At 35.0% G+C, this 17,047-nt stretch carries 17 protein-coding genes; all 17 read left to right on the forward strand.

The features are described from left to right. The first annotated feature begins 90 nt into the window (after positions 1 to 90). The 17 genes from QMO72_RS05635 (at position 91) to QMO72_RS05715 (ending at position 17,046) form a co-directional block, all read left to right on the forward strand. Entirely contained in the window at positions 91 to 438 is a 348-nt protein-coding gene (locus tag QMO72_RS05635) for a hypothetical protein (RefSeq protein ID WP_103266673.1), read from the forward strand. After that, positions 435 to 2,075 (forward strand): terminase TerL endonuclease subunit, encoded by a 1,641-nt coding sequence (locus tag QMO72_RS05640; protein ID WP_103266675.1) that lies wholly within the window; start codon positions 435 to 437, stop codon positions 2,073 to 2,075. The genes QMO72_RS05635 and QMO72_RS05640 overlap by 4 nt, the downstream gene beginning before the upstream one ends. Before the next feature lie 17 nt (positions 2,076 to 2,092). Continuing rightward, on the forward strand, positions 2,093 to 3,259 hold the full coding sequence (locus tag QMO72_RS05645) for a phage portal protein (RefSeq protein WP_103266677.1): 1,167 nt from the start codon (positions 2,093 to 2,095) through the stop codon (positions 3,257 to 3,259). Next, positions 3,259 to 3,996 carry a head maturation protease, ClpP-related gene (locus QMO72_RS05650; RefSeq protein WP_103266711.1) on the forward strand — a complete coding sequence of 246 codons (738 nt, stop codon included), beginning with the start codon at positions 3,259 to 3,261 and terminating at the stop codon, positions 3,994 to 3,996. Before QMO72_RS05645 ends, QMO72_RS05650 begins: the two co-directional genes overlap by 1 nt. A gap of 26 nt (positions 3,997 to 4,022) precedes the next feature. Next, positions 4,023 to 5,147 carry a phage major capsid protein gene (locus tag QMO72_RS05655; protein ID WP_103266679.1) on the forward strand — a complete coding sequence of 375 codons (1,125 nt, stop codon included), beginning with the start codon at positions 4,023 to 4,025 and terminating at the stop codon, positions 5,145 to 5,147. A 73-nt stretch (positions 5,148 to 5,220) separates the two neighbouring features. Beyond that, on the forward strand, positions 5,221 to 5,517 hold the full coding sequence (locus QMO72_RS05660) for a hypothetical protein (protein ID WP_103266681.1): 297 nt from the start codon (positions 5,221 to 5,223) through the stop codon (positions 5,515 to 5,517). Further along, the gene (locus QMO72_RS05665) at positions 5,501 to 5,854 is read left to right on the forward strand and encodes a hypothetical protein (protein WP_069854513.1); all 354 of its coding nucleotides are present in this window, start codon (positions 5,501 to 5,503) and stop codon (positions 5,852 to 5,854) included. The genes QMO72_RS05660 and QMO72_RS05665 overlap by 17 nt, the downstream gene beginning before the upstream one ends. Further along, on the forward strand, positions 5,854 to 6,261 hold the full coding sequence (locus QMO72_RS05670) for a hypothetical protein (RefSeq protein ID WP_103266682.1): 408 nt from the start codon (positions 5,854 to 5,856) through the stop codon (positions 6,259 to 6,261). Before QMO72_RS05665 ends, QMO72_RS05670 begins: the two co-directional genes overlap by 1 nt. Then, the gene (locus QMO72_RS05675; RefSeq protein WP_103266684.1) at positions 6,258 to 6,653 is read left to right on the forward strand and encodes a hypothetical protein; all 396 of its coding nucleotides are present in this window, start codon (positions 6,258 to 6,260) and stop codon (positions 6,651 to 6,653) included. Before QMO72_RS05670 ends, QMO72_RS05675 begins: the two co-directional genes overlap by 4 nt. A 39-nt stretch (positions 6,654 to 6,692) precedes the next feature. Next, positions 6,693 to 7,280 carry a major tail protein gene (locus QMO72_RS05680; RefSeq protein ID WP_103266685.1) on the forward strand — a complete coding sequence of 196 codons (588 nt, stop codon included), beginning with the start codon at positions 6,693 to 6,695 and terminating at the stop codon, positions 7,278 to 7,280. Positions 7,281 to 7,374: 94 nt separating this feature from the next. Further along, positions 7,375 to 7,842: an Ig-like domain-containing protein gene (locus QMO72_RS05685; RefSeq protein WP_103266687.1), complete on the forward strand. Its 468-nt coding sequence runs from the start codon at positions 7,375 to 7,377 to the stop codon at positions 7,840 to 7,842. Between the two features lie 63 nt (positions 7,843 to 7,905). Beyond that, complete coding sequence (gene gpG, locus QMO72_RS05690) at positions 7,906 to 8,235, forward strand: phage tail assembly chaperone G (RefSeq protein WP_103266688.1); 330 nt, start codon at positions 7,906 to 7,908, stop codon at positions 8,233 to 8,235. 38 nt (positions 8,236 to 8,273) lie between these two features. Continuing rightward, positions 8,274 to 8,438, forward strand: a complete 165-nt coding sequence (locus QMO72_RS05695; protein WP_286093281.1) for a hypothetical protein — start codon at positions 8,274 to 8,276, stop codon at positions 8,436 to 8,438. Between the two features lie 14 nt (positions 8,439 to 8,452). Continuing rightward, complete coding sequence (locus QMO72_RS05700) at positions 8,453 to 14,419, forward strand: phage tail tape measure protein (RefSeq protein ID WP_103266690.1); 5,967 nt, start codon at positions 8,453 to 8,455, stop codon at positions 14,417 to 14,419. Further along, a complete protein-coding gene (locus QMO72_RS05705) occupies positions 14,416 to 15,249 on the forward strand; it encodes a phage tail domain-containing protein (protein WP_103266691.1) in 834 nt (277 codons plus the stop codon). Before QMO72_RS05700 ends, QMO72_RS05705 begins: the two co-directional genes overlap by 4 nt. Positions 15,250 to 15,257: 8 nt before the next feature. Next, positions 15,258 to 16,826, forward strand: a complete 1,569-nt coding sequence (locus tag QMO72_RS05710; RefSeq protein ID WP_286093254.1) for a phage tail protein — start codon at positions 15,258 to 15,260, stop codon at positions 16,824 to 16,826. Then, positions 16,819 to 17,046, forward strand: a complete 228-nt coding sequence (locus QMO72_RS05715) for a hypothetical protein (RefSeq protein WP_103266693.1) — start codon at positions 16,819 to 16,821, stop codon at positions 17,044 to 17,046. The genes QMO72_RS05710 and QMO72_RS05715 overlap by 8 nt, the downstream gene beginning before the upstream one ends. Position 17,047: the final 1 nt, after the last annotated feature.

Raw genomic sequence — 17,047 nt, forward strand, 5'->3', positions numbered from 1 at the left:
GCTCGGGGAACCGGTGTAGGGGGAGTCGATTCCGTAGATTTATTATTAAAAAATTCACATAACCCCTCCCTGAAGAAAGAGGTGATATTTATGAGGGTCAGAGATGATGACAAACAAGTTGTTAAAGAACGTAAAAGGTTGCTCGCTTTATACAAAGATATACCGAAAGACAGATTACAAGTTGCAGAAGGCCTTATTATCCAAGCTGCAAGACTGAGGATAATGCTTGATTATATGTGGGAGGACCTCCAACAAAATGGAGAATATGATTTATTCCAACAATCAGATAAAGCCCCACCATATGAGAGAGAAAGACCTGTAGCGAGGTTGTATACTACGCGAGACCAATCTTACCAACGTATCATTAAACAACTCTCAGACTTATTGCCTAAGAAAGATGATGAACCTGATAAAATAGTTCGTCGTGATTTATTATGATTAGCAATAAACATGTTGATGAATATATACGCTTATGGAAATCAGGCAAGATAATGCTAAACAAAGAACGTATATTACTTATTGCATATTTAGAAAGAGACGTGTTAAGTCGAGATGATCTACACTTTGATGAAGAACAAATTGAAAACTTTATCAAATTTACAGAACGTTGGTACTTCCCATTACAATCCTTTCAAAAGTTCATAGTTCCGTTTGTATTTCTGTTCGAGAATGAAGGTAACTTTCTTTATTACGAGCAGTTTTTTATTACGCTTGGACGTGGTGGTGGGAAAAATGGTTTAATAACTGCCTTATCTAATTATTTCATATCTTACCTACATGATATTCCTAACTATGATATCTCAGTTGTAGCGAATTCAGAAGAACAAGCAAAGACCTCATTTGAAGAAGCATATAACATGATTGAACGTAACGAGCTAGAAGATATGTTCTATTTAACTAAGCTTGTCATTACAGACCAAGAAACTAAATCACGATTTAGGTTTAGAACATCGAACGCTGGTACTAAAGATGGTGGACGTGAAGGTTGCGTAATATATGATGAAATACACCGATATGAGAATAGTGAAACAGTAGATGTGTTTAGTTCAGGTTTAGGTAAAGTTAAACATCCACGTGAGTTCTTTATAGGAACTGACGGTTATGTTCGAGAAGGTTTTTTAGACAAAATGAAAGAACGATCATTGTCATTATTAAATGGAGATACACCTGACGATAGAATATTCCCATTCATTTGTAAGCTTGATGACCCACTAGAAGTTGACGATTCAACTATGTGGGAGAAAGCTAATCCTATGTTTAGTGAACCTATGAGTGATTATGCTAGAGGTTTATTCAGAAAAGTAAAAAACCAATACAATGAAATGACTTTCAGTCCTACTAAACGTCAAGAGTTCATGACTAAGCGCATGAATCTACCTGAAGTTGATTTAGAGAAAGTCGTCGCTCCGTGGGAAGATATCCTTGCAACTAACCGTCCATTTCCTATATTAGAAAATAGACAATGTATAGGTGGCCTTGACTACGCGAGTATAAAAGATTTTGCAGCAGTTGGATTGTTATTCAGAGATGGTGATGATTATATATGGAAATCACATTCGTTTGTTCGTAAAGGTTTTTTAGATTCCGTTAAATTAAAAGCGCCAATACATGATTGGGAAAAAGATGGACTACTTACAATTGTTGATGAACCCTCTATAAACCCTTACCACATTGTCAGATGGTTTGACACTATGAGAGAAAACTATGGATTAGAAAAAGTAATTGCTGATAATTTTAGAATGGATTTACTCAGACCTGTATTTGAAGAATTCGGTATAGAGATTGAAGTAATTAAAAATCCTAGGGCAATACAATCATTACTTGCTCCACGTATTGAAACGATGTTTGCTAACCATAATCTAGTATTTGATGACAATCCTTTGATGCGGTGGTACACGAACAATGTTGCTGTCAAAATAAGACCTGATGGCAACAAAGAATATATTAAAAAAGATGAAATACGTCGTAAAACGGATGGCTTTCAAGCACTCGTACATTCACTATATCGTGCAGACGAGCTATTAGAAGCGGACATAGGCAACAGTTTAGATTTCTTAAATGCAATTAACTTTTAATTGAAAGGAGGAAAAAGATGGTTAGCTTTTTCGACAGAATTTTTAACAGACATGAAGAAGCAAGTTGGATGTATGATCTTGAATTATTTCAAGATACATCACAAAAAGCCTATCTCAAACAAATGGCTTTAAATACTTGTATTGAATTTTTAGCACGTACTATTTCACAATCTGAATTTAGAATTACAGATGAAAATAATAAAGTGATTAAAGATAGTGTTTGGTACAAATTAAACACGAGACCAAATACAGATTTATCATCTACAGATTTTTGGCAGTCCGTTATTTTTAAACTTATTTACGATAATGAAGTATTAATTATTGTTACAGATACAAAAGATTTAGTAATAGCAGATGACTACCACCGTAAACGTTTTGCTTTATATCCCGATGTATTTGAGGGCGTAACTATTGGAGAGTATGAATTTGAACGCTCATTCAAGATGGATGATGTGCTTTATCTGACTTACAACAATGAGAAACTTAATAAGTTTACAGAGGGGTTATTTGCAGATTATGGTGAAATATTTGGCAGAATGATAAATGCTCAAATGCGTAACTATCAAATACGAGGAATCATAAATGTAGATTCACAAAACGTAAACAGTGAAAAAGAAATAGAAAAAATGCAGAAATATGTAAATAAGGTCGTAGATTCTTTCAGTAAAAACGGTGTTGCAATTACCCCCTTAACAAAAGGGTTTGACTTTCAAGACGTGTCAGCAAATACAAAAGGAAATAACGCATCATTTGATGAATTAACGAAATTACAAAAAGCTATGGTTGATTCAGTAGCGAAAGCTATTGGCATACCGCCGTCATTGATACATGGTGAGTTAGCAGACTTAAAAAATGCCTTAGAGTCATTTAGTAAGTTCTGCACTAAACCTTTAAATAAAAAGATAGAAGATGAATTAAAAGCAAAACTGTTAACTCAAAAAGAAGTTATTAAAGGTAAGAACCTAAAAGTTATAGGTATAGACAAGAAAGACCCACTTGAAATGGCAGAAGCTATTGATAAACTTGTCGCTTCAAGTACATTCACACCTAATCAGGTGCTTGTCTTACTAGGTGAAGAACCTTCTGATGATCCTAAGATGGATGAATACTTTGTAACAAAAAACTACACAAAAGCAAATGAAAATGTAGTGAATGAAGAACCACTAGAAGGGGGTGATAAATGATGAAAATAAACGTTAAAGGCGCAATCGTGCCCAACAATGACAAATGGATATACGACATGTTAGAAATGGACGCCACATCGCCTAAAGACGTGTTTGATGCGCTACCCTCTACTAATGAAGATGTAGAAGTTATCATCAATTCAGGTGGTGGAGATGTATTTAGTGGAAGTGAAATTTACACATCGTTGAAAGAATATCCGGGCAATGTAAATGTCAAAGTTGTTGGTGTCGCTGCAAGTGCAGCATCTGTAATTGCGATGGCAGGCTCAAAAATAGAAATGAGTCCTACAGCACAAATGATGATTCACAATGCTAGTTCTATAGCTGTTGGAGACAATAGAAAAATGCAAACTGCTTATAACATGCTAACTTCAGCTAATAAAGCAGTTGCTAATGCCTATATTGCTAAAACAGGAAAATCAGAACAAGAAATTACTGATCTAATGAATGAAGAAACATGGTTTAGCGCAGATACAGCAGTTGAGCAAGGATTTGCAGATAGCAAGATGTTTGATGAAAGCGCACCGAGATTGGTTGCTACTTCAGGACAAATGCTATCTAACGATGCAGTAAGTCGTATTGCAACATTAATGAGTAAAACACCAGAAGTAAATATTGATGTTGAGCAAATTGCAAATAAAGTTATAGAAAAACTAGAAGATAAAAAAGAAGCCGTTATTGATAGTTCTACTAAAGGAAAAACAGTAGAAGACAATAAGTCTAGGTTCTTTTTTTAATACAAAAAACAAGGAGGGTCATTTAAATGACTATACAATTATCAGATGATTTTAAAACAGCACGTCAGGAATTCTTAAATGCAATTCAAAATGGCGAAGACGAAAAAGCACAAGCCGAATTATATGGCAAAATGATTAATGAACTATTCGAGGAATCAAAAGCACAAGCACAAGCTGAAGCAGAAAGAGTTTCTAGCTTACCTACAGCAGAAAGCAAGTTAACTGCTGAACAACGTAAATTCTTTAATGAAATCAACACAGAAGTTGGATATAAAGAAGAAAAATTAATACCAGAAGAAACGATTGATCGTATCTTTGAAAATCTTACTACAGAGCACCCATTACTTGCAGATTTAGGTATTAAGAATGCTGGCTTACGTCTTAAATTCTTGAAATCTGAAACAAGTGGCGTAGCTGTATGGGGTAAAATCTTTGGAGAAATCAAAGGTCAATTAGATGCAGCATTCAGTGAAGAAACTGCAATTCAAAACAAATTGACAGCCTTCGTAGTTTTACCAAAAGACTTAAAAGACTTTGGTCCTGCATGGGTAGAACGTTTTGTTCGTTTACAAATCGAAGAGGCATTTGCAGTTGCGCTTGAAGCAGCTTTCTTAAATGGTACTGGTAAAGAACAACCAATTGGTTTGAGTCGTCAAGTTCAAGAAGGTGTATCAGTTACAGGCGATGTGTACCCAGAAAAAGAATCTTTAGGTACTTTAACATTCAAAGACCCACGTACTACTGTACTTGAGTTAACAAAAGTATTTAAAAACCACTCAACAGATGAAAAAGGAAAATCAGTAGCAGTTAAAGGTAATGTGACTATGGTAGTTAATCCATCTGATGCATTTGATATTCAAGCACAATATACTCATTTAAATGCTAATGGTGTGTATGTAACAGCGTTACCATTCAACTTGAATGTAATTGAATCTGTCGCACAACCTGCAGGTAAAGTTTTAACATACGTTAAAGGTCGTTACGACGGTTATTTAGCTGGTGGTATTAACTTACAAAAATTCGACCAAACTTTAGCAATTGAGGATATGGATTTATACACTGCTAAGCAATTTGCCTATGGTAAAGCTAAAGATGATAAAGTAGCAGCTGTTTACGACTTAAACATCAATTCAGAGGAAGGTTCGCCCTAATGAACCCCAAAACGTTGAAGTTGTAGTTAATGCAAAATCAGCCTCAATTACAGCGGATTAGGGGTGTGGGAGAATGGACGAATTACTAAAAGAGTTCAAGCAACGCATGCATATATTTCACAGTTCTGAAGATGAATCGCTAAAACAGATTTTAAACAAATCCTATATAGCGATTCAATCAATCTGTGGAAGTTTTGATATTGAAGATAGTCCAATAGGTCAAGAGTTAGTGATGGAACGTTCGCGATATGTTTATAATGAGCAGTTGCAGTTTTTCCATAAAAACTTTTCTACATTATTACTTGATTTTGGACTTAATAATAAAGTGTTTGGTGGTGATGAGTTTGGCGTCGATGAGATACAAGAGTAAGAAAGTACAGTCAGGCGATTTACGCACACCCGTAATATTTTATCAGTATAAGAATGAAGGACCTTACCCAGACGATGTAAAAGAAGTTGAAGTGCATCGATGTTATGCCGAAACTTATAATCCATCTATGAAAGATAGAGAAATTCTAGGTGTAAATGAGTCTATGCATGGTCTAAGTTTGGTAATCAGAGATGCTTATCAGTCATTTACCCCCAACAACAAACACATCGTTTTTGTAGAAGATTTTAGGCTAGAACAACCCTTATTCAATATATATGAAGTAAGACTAGATACACCTGAACGTGGCTTTATAACTGTGATTTTAGGTGAGAAATAATGAGTGTTGAAATTAAGGGGATTAAAGAGCTGGAAAATCAATTAGAAAAGCGATTTGGCACTAGTTCTATGAGGGCTAAAAGTGATAGAGCTTTGACTGAAGCTTCTGATTATATGCTTGGGGAAATGAAAACACATTTCAAAGCTTTTAAAGATACAGGTGCTTCAATAGAAGAGATGACTCGAACAAGACCTTTTACTGATGCCAAAGACAGACAAAGAACTGTGGTCATTGAATGGGTAGGTCCTAGAGATAGGTATAATCTAGTACATTTAAACGAACATGGTTATGATCGTAATGGTAAAAAGTTTATACCTAGAGGGTTTGGAGTCATTGCTAAAACGCTACAAGCAAGTCAAGCAAGATACAGGAAAATTGTAATTGATGAATTGGGGAAAGGCTTATGAATATACTTTCATATATAAGAGAAATAATAATAAACGATGAGCTGATTAAAAATCATGTTTCAAATAGAATCTATTTTTATGAAGTGAGTGAAAATGCTGATACAACAAAGCCTTTCATTATTCTTTCGCCAGTTGTAGACAGTCCAAGTTCATTTGCTTCAGATAAGTATCTATCAGAAACTTTTACAATACAAGTCGATGTGGAAAGTTACAAAGATCAATTTACTATAGATATAACAAAGAGAGTACGCTATTTGCTTAAAGAATACGGCTTTTATCAAGCGTCAAGTGTTTTAGATGCATATTTTAAACAAACAAAACGGTATGTCAAATCAAGAAGATATGAAGGTATACCGAAAAATATATACTACAAGGGTGAACGTGTCGAATAGATGCGTTCTTTTTTGTACCAAAAATTAGGAGGAATTCAAATGGGTTCAGCAACAGTAGGATTTAAAAAGTTACACGTAGGTGTTTTCGACGATAAAGCAGAAAAAATTATTAAAAAGATGACTTGGGAAGATGACAAAGGTGGTACTGTCAACATGAATATCACTGGTTTGGCACCAGAAATGGTTGATATGTGGGCGTCAAATAAGCGTGTTTGGATGAAGAAACAAGGAACTAATGAAGTTAAATCAGATACAGATTTATTCAATATCCCTACAGAAGATTTAGATTCGGTTCTAGGGCGTGAAAAAGATGAAAACGGCACTTCATGGATTGGCGACGATACTCGCGCACCATATGTTGCAGCAGTTGGAGAATCAGAAGATGCAGATGGTAATCCGATTTATTGTGCATTAGTTAAAGGTACTTTCAGTTTAGACCAAGTTGAATTTAAAACAGCAGCAGAAAAAGCTGAAGCACCTGAAGCAACGAAACTCACAGGCGATTGGATGAACCGTAATATTGACGGTAAATCTCGTGCAGTTGGTTACCACGAAGGAGAAGAAGGCGCAGAAGCTTTCCTTGCATTAGTTTTCCCAGGATCTATTGAAGAACCAGTAACACCCTAAGGTTCCCCAAAAAGTTGAAGTAAGTGCAAACAGTAAATCTGCATCTATTTCAGCAGAATAGGGGTTTTCAAATTATAAATAGGAAGGTGAAAACATGGCTGATACATTAAACGTATATAAAGGTGAGTCATTAGTAAGTAGTTCTGCATATGCAGAAGGTAAAGCTACAGTGACTATCAATGAATTAGAAGCAAACACTGATTATCCATTAGGTACTTATCAAATTGCGAGACAAAATGAACATGGAGAGTCAGATAAAGTAGATGTACCTGCTTTCAAAACAAAACCTATTTCAGTAACCGGTGTAACTATTGCACCTAAGACAGCAAGTGTAGACGTAGGTAGCACAACTAAACTGTCAAGCACAGTAGCGCCATCAACAGCAACTAACAAGAAGGTAACTTACAGTTCATCTGCTGATAATATTGCTACAGTAACAGCTGATGGCACTGTAGAAGGTGTGGCAGAAGGTGAAGCCACAATCACAGTTACAGCACAAGACGGAATTAAAACAGATACGTCTGTTATCACTGTTAGCGCAGTAGTTGAACCAGAAGTATAAGAAGTTATTGAGGGCTTATGGCCCTCTTTTTTATTTATAAAATTATCAAAGGAGATTACAAAAATGACTAAAAAAGTAGAAATTAGATTAATTAATCCAGAAACAAACAAGGTAGAAGTTCACACAAGAGAGAGCGAATTAACAGTTCAAGACAAATTAGATTTCGCACAAATGCAAGATAACTTTACTAAAGAACTTAGAGAAGAAACGATGACACAAGTTAAAGCTATTAAAATCCGTACTGAATTTTTAGCATCTTTATTTGATATTTCAGAAGAACAAATTTTAAAAGGCATTAAATCAGCTGAATTCGATGACGTTTGTAAAGATATCTTTGCTCAAATTTCTCCAGAAGAGTTTCCAGATGAAGAGGATGAAGAATCGGGAAAGTAGTCTCTTTTGATGAGTTTAGAAAAAATGTAGATTCAATCATGCATTTTTGTATGCGTGAATATGGTTGGACGATAGACGAAGTAAAACGCCAACCTTATGAAACTTTGTGCCGAATGATAATTGATAAAGGTGAAGAAAAAGAAAGTCAGAAACAATCAGAAGTGATAACTGGTTCTGCACTTAAACAATTATTTGGAAGCTAGAAAGGAGGAAAATAATGAGTGATAACATAAAAGGTGTAACGATACGTAACACCATGGACAATTCGCAAGTAGAAGAAGGGTTTAAAGGACTGAAACGTCAATTAGGTTTAGCTAACAGCGAATTGAAAGCAAATTTATCTGCTTTTGATAAATCAGAAAAATCTATGAAGCAGTACCAAACAAGAATAGATGGCCTTAACAATAAAATGAAAATCCAAAAGCAAATGTTTAATCAAGCAGAACAGGAGTTAAAAGACTTAAATGCAAATTACACTAAAGCTAAACAAACGGTTTCAAGTGTAGAAAAAGCATACAAATCATTAGCCGATGCAACAAAAAAAGAAAAAGCTGCACTAGATAAATCTAATGACGCTGTTAAATCCTCTAATGCTGAATTAAAGAAATCCCAGACTCAGTATAAGCGTACTACGGAGCAAAAAGATAAAGCTTACCAAAAATTAAAGCAACTCAGACAAGCTGAAAAAGAATTGAAAAATTCAAATCAAGCCACAACAGCACAGCTTAAAAAGGCTTCAGAAGCTACCCAAAAACAATCTCAAAAGCATAAAGAATTAGTTCAAAGATACAAAGAAGAGGGTTCACAAGTTAAGAACCTTAAAAATAAAAATGAGAATCTAGCTACTACTAATAAAAAAGTTAAAGACAGTTACGATAAAACTAATACTGAGCTTAAGCAAACAGAAAAAGAGTATAACAAGCTAAATTCTACTATAAAAAATCACGACCAAAACTTAGCAAAGGCTAAAAATGCAGTTAATAATGAACGAGCTTCTATGAACAACCTTCAAAAAACTATTGATAAAACTAAAAATGAGATGAAGTCTTTTAATAAAGAACAACTTATTGCTAATAGTCATTTTACTAAAACGGCTAACAATTTGGATGCAATGTCTGATAAATTCGGCAAAGTTGGTCTTGGTATGAGCTCATTTGGTAGAAGCATGTCTATGTATGTAACTACGCCAATTGTTGGTGCAATGGGCTATGCGAGTAAACTTGGCGTTGAATTTGATGATGGTATGCGTAAAGTTCAGGCTACTTCAGGTGCTACAGGTAAAGACTTAGACGCTTTAAAAGCTAAAGCTCGTGAAATGGGTGCGACAACTAAATTCAGTGCTACTGACAGTGCTGAAGCTATGAATTATATGGCTATGGCAGGTTGGAAAACGCAAGATATGATAAGTGGTTTGCCAGGTATTATGAACTTAGCTGCTGCATCAGGTGAAGAACTAGGCACAGTTTCCGACATTGTGACTGATGGTTTAACAGCTTTTGGTTTACAAGCCAAAGATAGTGGGCATTTTGCAGATGTGTTAGCTTCTGCGAGTGCTAACGCTAATACAAATGTACAAATGATGGGAGATGGATTCAAATATGCCGCTCCTGTAGCTGGAGCCTTAGGTTACACTATTGAAGATACTTCTATTGCCATAGGATTAATGAGTAATGCGGGAATAAAAGGTGAAAAAGCTGGTACTGCATTACGTACAATGTTTACCAACCTTGCTAAGCCTACAAAAGCTATGAAAGATAAAATGGATGAACTCGGAATATCTATAACAGATAGCAATGGGAAAATGAAACCTATGCGTGATGTTATGGGAGATCTTAGAGAAAAATTCAGTGGTCTTACAAAAGATCAACAAGCAGCTGCAGCAGCAACTATATTTGGTAAAGAATCTATGAGTGGTGCATTGGCAGTGGTTAACGCATCAGAAAAAGATTATAACAAATTAAGTAAAGCGATAGATGGCAGTGAAGGTTCAGCTAAGAAAATGTCTAATACAATGGAAAAAGGGTTAGGTGGTAGTTTAAGAGAACTACGTTCAGCAGCTGAAGAATTAGGTTTATCAGTATTTGAGACGATTCAACCTGCTCTGTCAGGTATGGTTGGTGGATTAAAAGCAAGTGTCGATTACTTAAACAAGTTACCAAGTGGTGCTAAGGTTGCGGTTGCTGGTTTATTGGGTGTTACAGCTGCAATTGGTCCTCTAGCTTTAGGTATAGGTTTACTTTTACGAGCTATAGGCAGTGCAGCAAAAGGATATGCAGTGCTAAATAGACAAATGGCAGTTAACAGCGCAGAAGCAGTTGTTAATGCAGGCGCTAATAAAGCTGCAGCTGGAACCTTGGCTACAACAGGAAAAGCAACTAAAGAACAACAAGGCCTATTTGGTAAACTAGGAAATGTGCTAACTGTAACTACTGGTAAATACAGTAAATTAGGTAACGCAGTAAAAATTGGTGGAAAGCTAATTGGTAAAGCAACAATACCATTAACAATACTTACAACAATATTTGGTGTTGCTTATGAAAAGATGGATTGGTTCAAACAAGGCTTTAAAGATATGGGCAAATTTGTTAACCAAATTGGCGCCAACATCGATTTCTCATGGATTGGAAAATTAGGCAAAGAATGGGATAAGTTCAAAGATGATATGGCTAAAGGTCTACAAGATGGTGCTTTATTTAAAGGCATAAAGAAAGGTTTTGACGGCCTACATTCTGCAGTTTCAAAAGCTACTGATACAAATAATGTATTTGGTAAAAGTGTATCAAAAGGTACTAAGAAAGCTTTGAGCTCCTATAACGATTTATCTGAAAAAGCAAAAGTAAAACTCGAAACAATTCAAATTACCCATGAAAAAATTGGAGATAAGCAACTTCAACAAATTACTTCACTTTATGGAAATATCAATGAAGAAGTAACAAAACAACTTAATAAGCGACATGACAGTGAAGTTAAAGGCTTAGAAAAGATATTTAAGGATACGAGCGGTCTTTCTAAATCAGAAGAAGCTAAAATATTAGAAAACACTAAAAACAGTAATAAAAAAGAATCAAAAGAAGCCCAAAAAATCAATAACCAAATACTAGGCATTTACAGTGTTGCTCATAAAGAAAAACGTTCTTTAACTAAAAAAGAAAATGATAAGATTGCGAAATTACAAAGCAGTTTAGATAATACGGTGGTTAAATCATTATCGAAAGGTGAAGTAGAACAAAAAGCTATCCTTGAAAGAATGAAACAAAACAAAGGAAAACTTTCAATGCAAGCGGCAGCTAGTGTTATTAAAGAAAGCGCTAAAGAACGTGACAATACTGTTTCTAATGCGAAGAAAAAATATAAAGCAACTGTAGCTGAAGCTGTGAAACAACGAGATGAAACAGGAACCTTATCTAAATCACAAGCTGATAAAGTTATAAAGGACGCTAAGAAACAATACGACGAATCGAAAGGCAAAGCTAAGAAACAACATAAAGCTGTTGTAGGTCAAGCACAGAAACAAAATAAAGGTGTTAAGAAAAACATCGATTCTCAAACTGGCCATGTTAAATCTAAATGGGAAGTTATGAAAGATTCATCTATTGGCGGGGCTAAAAAAATATCGAAAAAGGTAGTTGGATACTTCAAAGATACACACCAAGGCGCTAATAAATGGTGGAGTAAAGTTGGGAAAACTGTAGGCAATAAATCAAAAGAAGGCTACAATGGGGCTCAAAAGTGGTTCAGTAAGACGAAAAACAAATCTATAGCATACTTCAAGGATACGAAGAAAGGCGCCGACAAATGGTGGAATAAACTAGGTTCTAAAATTGCTAGTGAGTCAAAAGGAGCTTGGAAAGATACGGGTAAGTGGTTTAGTAAAACTAAAACACGCTCTGTTAATTACTTCAAAGACACTAAACAAGGTGCTGACAAATGGTGGAGTAAGTTAGGAAGTAAAATAGCTAATAAATCTAAAGATAGTTATAACAGTTCCAAAAAATGGTTTGGTAAAACAAAAGATAAGAGCATAGCCTATTTTAAAGATACGCATGGCGGGGCTAATAAATTTTGGAATAAAATTGGAAGTAAAATCGCTGGTAAATCTAAAGATAGCTACAACAGTGCAAGAAAATGGTTCGGTAAAATGAAAGATTCAACTGGTGACAGACTTTCAAAAATGTGGGGCAAAGCTAAGGATATTTTTGGCAAAATTGCTGGTGAAGGCGAAGACAAATCTAAGAAAACGCATGGTAGCTGGAAGAGTTGGTTAGGTAAAACACTAGATTGGATTAAAAATATCAAGAAAGATTTTGGTAGCGCAGCATCAGACTTAGGTAAATCGGTTGCTAATAAAGCAATTGACGGACTTAACGGTATGATTGGCGGTATTAACAAAATTGCTAAAGCAATTACTGATAAGACTTTAATCAAGCCTATTACACCTTTATCTACTGGTACTTATAATGGCGCATCAGTTGCAACAGATAGTGAAGGTGGATTAAGACAATCAACTTTAGCTGTTGTAAATGATAAGGGCGCAGGTAATGCACCAGGCGGTGGCGTTCAAGAAGTAATAGAGAAAGCTGATGGTTCATTACATGCACCACAAGGCAGAAACGTAGTGGTTCCTTTAGATCCTGGCGATAAAGTTCACAATGCAACCGACACAAAACGTTATAAAGATATGGGTCTGTTACCTAGATTTGCTAGTGGAACTAAGAAGAAGAAAAAACTTCAGGATATTATTGGTGATAAAGTTGGTAGCATCGCAGGGAATGTAAAAGACGGCGCTTCAGATACAGCTCATGGTATTAAAAAGAAAACTGAACAAGGTTTAGAAAAAGCAGCTGATTTAAAAGATAAAGGTGTTTCTTGGTTAGGTGATACTTTTGGCGATGTAATGGATTGGATTGATAAACCAGGAAAATTAGTGAACAAAGTTTTTAACAGTCTAGGCTTATCATTTGGTGAAGGCAAAAACGCAACAGTATCAATGGCAAAAGGCGCTTATTCAAAAATTAAAACCTCATTTATTGATAAAGTTAAATCAATGTTTGATGAAGTAGGCGGTGGCGATGGTGATGCTGCTTGGTTGTTTAAACATGATATTTGGCAAAAATTCGGTAACTATACTGGCGGGCTAGGTTTTAACGGAGGTAAGCACTATGGTATGGATTTTGGAATGTTACCTGGTACAAATGTTTATGCTGTTGCAGGAGGAAAAGCAAGTAGAGTATGGCATGACTATGGCGGTGGTAATTCAATTGAAGTTGACCTTGGTGGCGGTCTAACAAACTGGTATATGCATCTACAAAAACAACTAGTTAAACAAGGTCAACGAATTAAAGCTGGAGATTTAATAGCCAAATCTGGTAACACCGGTGCATTTACTGCTGGAACTGGTCATTTACATTTCCAATTAAACAAAAATGGCGTACCCAAAGATCCGGAACAATGGTTGCATAACCTAGGCAGTAAAGGTGGCGGAAACTCTGGACCAAAAGCAGTTCAAGCGTGGAAACCAGAAGTAATGAAAGCATTAGGATTAGCAGGGTTACCTCAAACTTCAGCTTACGCTAATGCTTGGCTAAGACAAATTAATACAGAATCTACAGGTAACCCTAAAGCTATTGGTCCAGGTAGCTCAGAAGGTAATCCTAAAGGATTGGTACAAGTTAAGCCAGGAACGTTTAACGCTTATAAGTTAGGTGGTCATGGGAATATATTCAATGGTCTTGATAACTTGATTGCCGGTATGCGTTATGCAAAAGCTACTTACGGAGGAAGAATGCTAAAACAAATTGGTGTAGGGGGACCATACGCAAACGGTGGTATGGTTACTAAGCATCAAATGGCTGAAATAGGAGAAGGAAATAAAGCTGAAATGGTTATACCTTTAACTAAACGTAACAGAGCCGTACAACTTATAGAACAAGCTATGCAATATGTTGGTATGGATACTGGCAAAACTAATGTAACAGTGAATAATGACAACTCAACTATTGAAAAGTTATTGAAACAAATTACAATACTTAACGAGTATAACAATAAGCTTACTTCCACACTGATTAATGTTGTACAGAACTTACCTGTAGGTATCGATGCTAATAAATTAAATAACTCATTTAATAAGAAAAATGGAAGTAAATTAAACCATCAAAGTTATTATAGGGGGACTAGCTTAAATTGAATAAAGTATCATTCTTAAAATTAATCACTAATAGTGAAACAATAAACGTTCAGGAAGAAATTCCTGGACTTATTTTTTTAGATGCCAAACAGGAATATCCGATTGCTAATTCAAACAGTATTGAAATAAAAGGGATAGATGGAGAACTTCCCGGTAGTATTACGTATTCTTCTTTCAATCTAATTATCAGGTTAGGCTTCGATGGATTTGATTCTATAGATTCATATTTAGCAGAAGATGCTTTAAGAAAATTATTTTTTCGAAGAGAGTATTATTACATTATAACCTCAGATTCTCCAAATAAAAAATATGCGGTTGAGAACCCTCAAATAGCACCAAGCGTCAAAGATAGCAGCACTATAGAGTTCGAACTTACGTTTAAAGTTTACAAAGGTTATTCAGAATCGCTCTATTTAACAGATCAGTTTTCATTAGGTGATGGAAAATGGCAGTTTGAAAACGGATTAGTACCTGATAGCGATATTAAGTATAAACATACACGTACATTGTTTGAAATATTTAACGGAAGTAGCGACACCATAGACCCAAGACATAGCCATAAATTGAAAATAAGAATTAGATTAGCCACTGAAACGGGTTTCAAAATCATCAATAAAAAAACAGGTGATGTATTTGAGTATATCGGTGAGTTGAAAGCTAACCAAAGTTTTTTAATTGATGGCGGTTATCCATACAAAGACCAAAAACGATGTGGTAGACAGACTAATCATGGAATAATTAGACTAGCACCGGGTTATAACACATTTGAAGTATGGGGGAAAATATCAAAATTTGAAATTGAGTTTGTTTTTCCTTTCATATATAGGTAGGTGATAAATTGGAAGATTATGATATTATAGTTACCGATTTTAATAACAAGATGTCAGAGTTACTACTCGATTTTGCCTATGATACTTTTGTATATGAATATGAACGTAACAATAGTAGACAGATATCATTCACAGCTTATAAAACAACTAAGAATGAAGATGTATTCAATATGTTACAAAACGAATCTTATATTGATTATCAAGGTCAAAGGTATGTCATAAAAGATTCTGACGCTAATTATGATGGGTTTGTTCATACAAAAGAAATAACAGCTTTTCATATCATGTACGAATTTCAAAATCATTTTGTGAGTAAGGATATTACAGATGAAGAATTGAACGAAGAAGGCTCGGACGAAGAAGTCGAGTTATTGATGACGCTTGACCAATTTCTGAAATTTGCATTTAAAGATAACAAATTAGATTATTCCTATTCAATTAAAGGTAATTTTAATCAGTCGTTACCCATTAGCGAATTAGGTGGTAAAAACGGTATTGAGCATATTGTAGAAGGCGCTGAAATATTTGGTTATATTTACTTTGCAGACAACAAAAAAATAACTTTCTACGACCACAATACTTTTTATAATGCATCTGAAAAAGTTGTTAGATATCGATATAACAATGATGAAGTTAAAGCGACCATCGATACAAAAGATATGAAAACTTATATCAAGGGTTATGGTAAAAAGAAAAACAAAACAGAAACTAAGAACTATAGTCCTGTTAAACCTCCTAACTTGGAGTTTAACGGGGCTTTTTTTAAAGAAGGAACATGGCGAACGCAGATAGTGGGTGCGAGTTATCAAAAAACATTTAACTGTAAATGGGGTAACGAAACACTTACATGGACACTTAAAAAGTTATCACGTGGTGGTTTGCTAGATGTTTATATTGATGGCGATTTACTAGGCAGATACAGTTGTTATAGTCACACTGCACGTTCTGAACAAATAATAATAGCTAAAAATTTAAGTAAGGGTAACCACACATTCAAAGCAATTTTCAGAGGTGCAGACCCCAATGTTAAAGAGTATAAAACAGAACCTGTGATGTATGTAGGTACAGAGAAATCTAATGTTTTGAATTTAACAGCTGTTCTTAAAGGGTCGGAAGTTTACCATACACTAGGTGAATATAAATCACCTAATTACAATGTGTTCGGTCACAGACAAGCGCCTGATGTGTTCGACGATAATATAACAGATAAAACTGAACTGGTTAAAAGATTAAAAAGTGAATTGAACGATCAACCTAAAATAGGTTTAGAAATCAATTATATAGACAAAGAACAAATAGACGAAAACGATGCTATTTGGTTTATTCATGAACCACTGGAGTACGATACAGAATTAAAAGTTGTTTCTTTCAATCGTAAGCACCCTCTTAACACAGAACCAGACGAAATATCATTTAGTAACAACAATGACGATATCATAAAAATTCAAAATAAAATAACTAATCAGATAAAGAATGTTGATAACGCAATTAAGAAAGGCGCTATAAACAATATTTATTCTCCTGCTACTGGATATGTAGAAGGACCAATCGTAGGGAGTGTGTTAATCAATGACTAAAGAAATACAGATACGTAGTTGGGTTAATCCTAACGACGGAGAAACTGAATTTATTCAAACACATGCGGAAGGTGTCATTGGTATTGAAGAAAAAATACAAGAAGAAATACAAAAAAATGAAACAGATGCTATTATATTGCGTTCTCCCGAAGGTCAAAAGTTCATGCTAACTGTAGATAATGGCGGGGAATTAGGCACTGTTAAAGTTGAGGAGGGTTAAC

This window comes from Staphylococcus casei, from assembly GCF_030294405.1.
GTDB lineage: Bacteria > Bacillota > Bacilli > Staphylococcales > Staphylococcaceae > Staphylococcus > Staphylococcus succinus.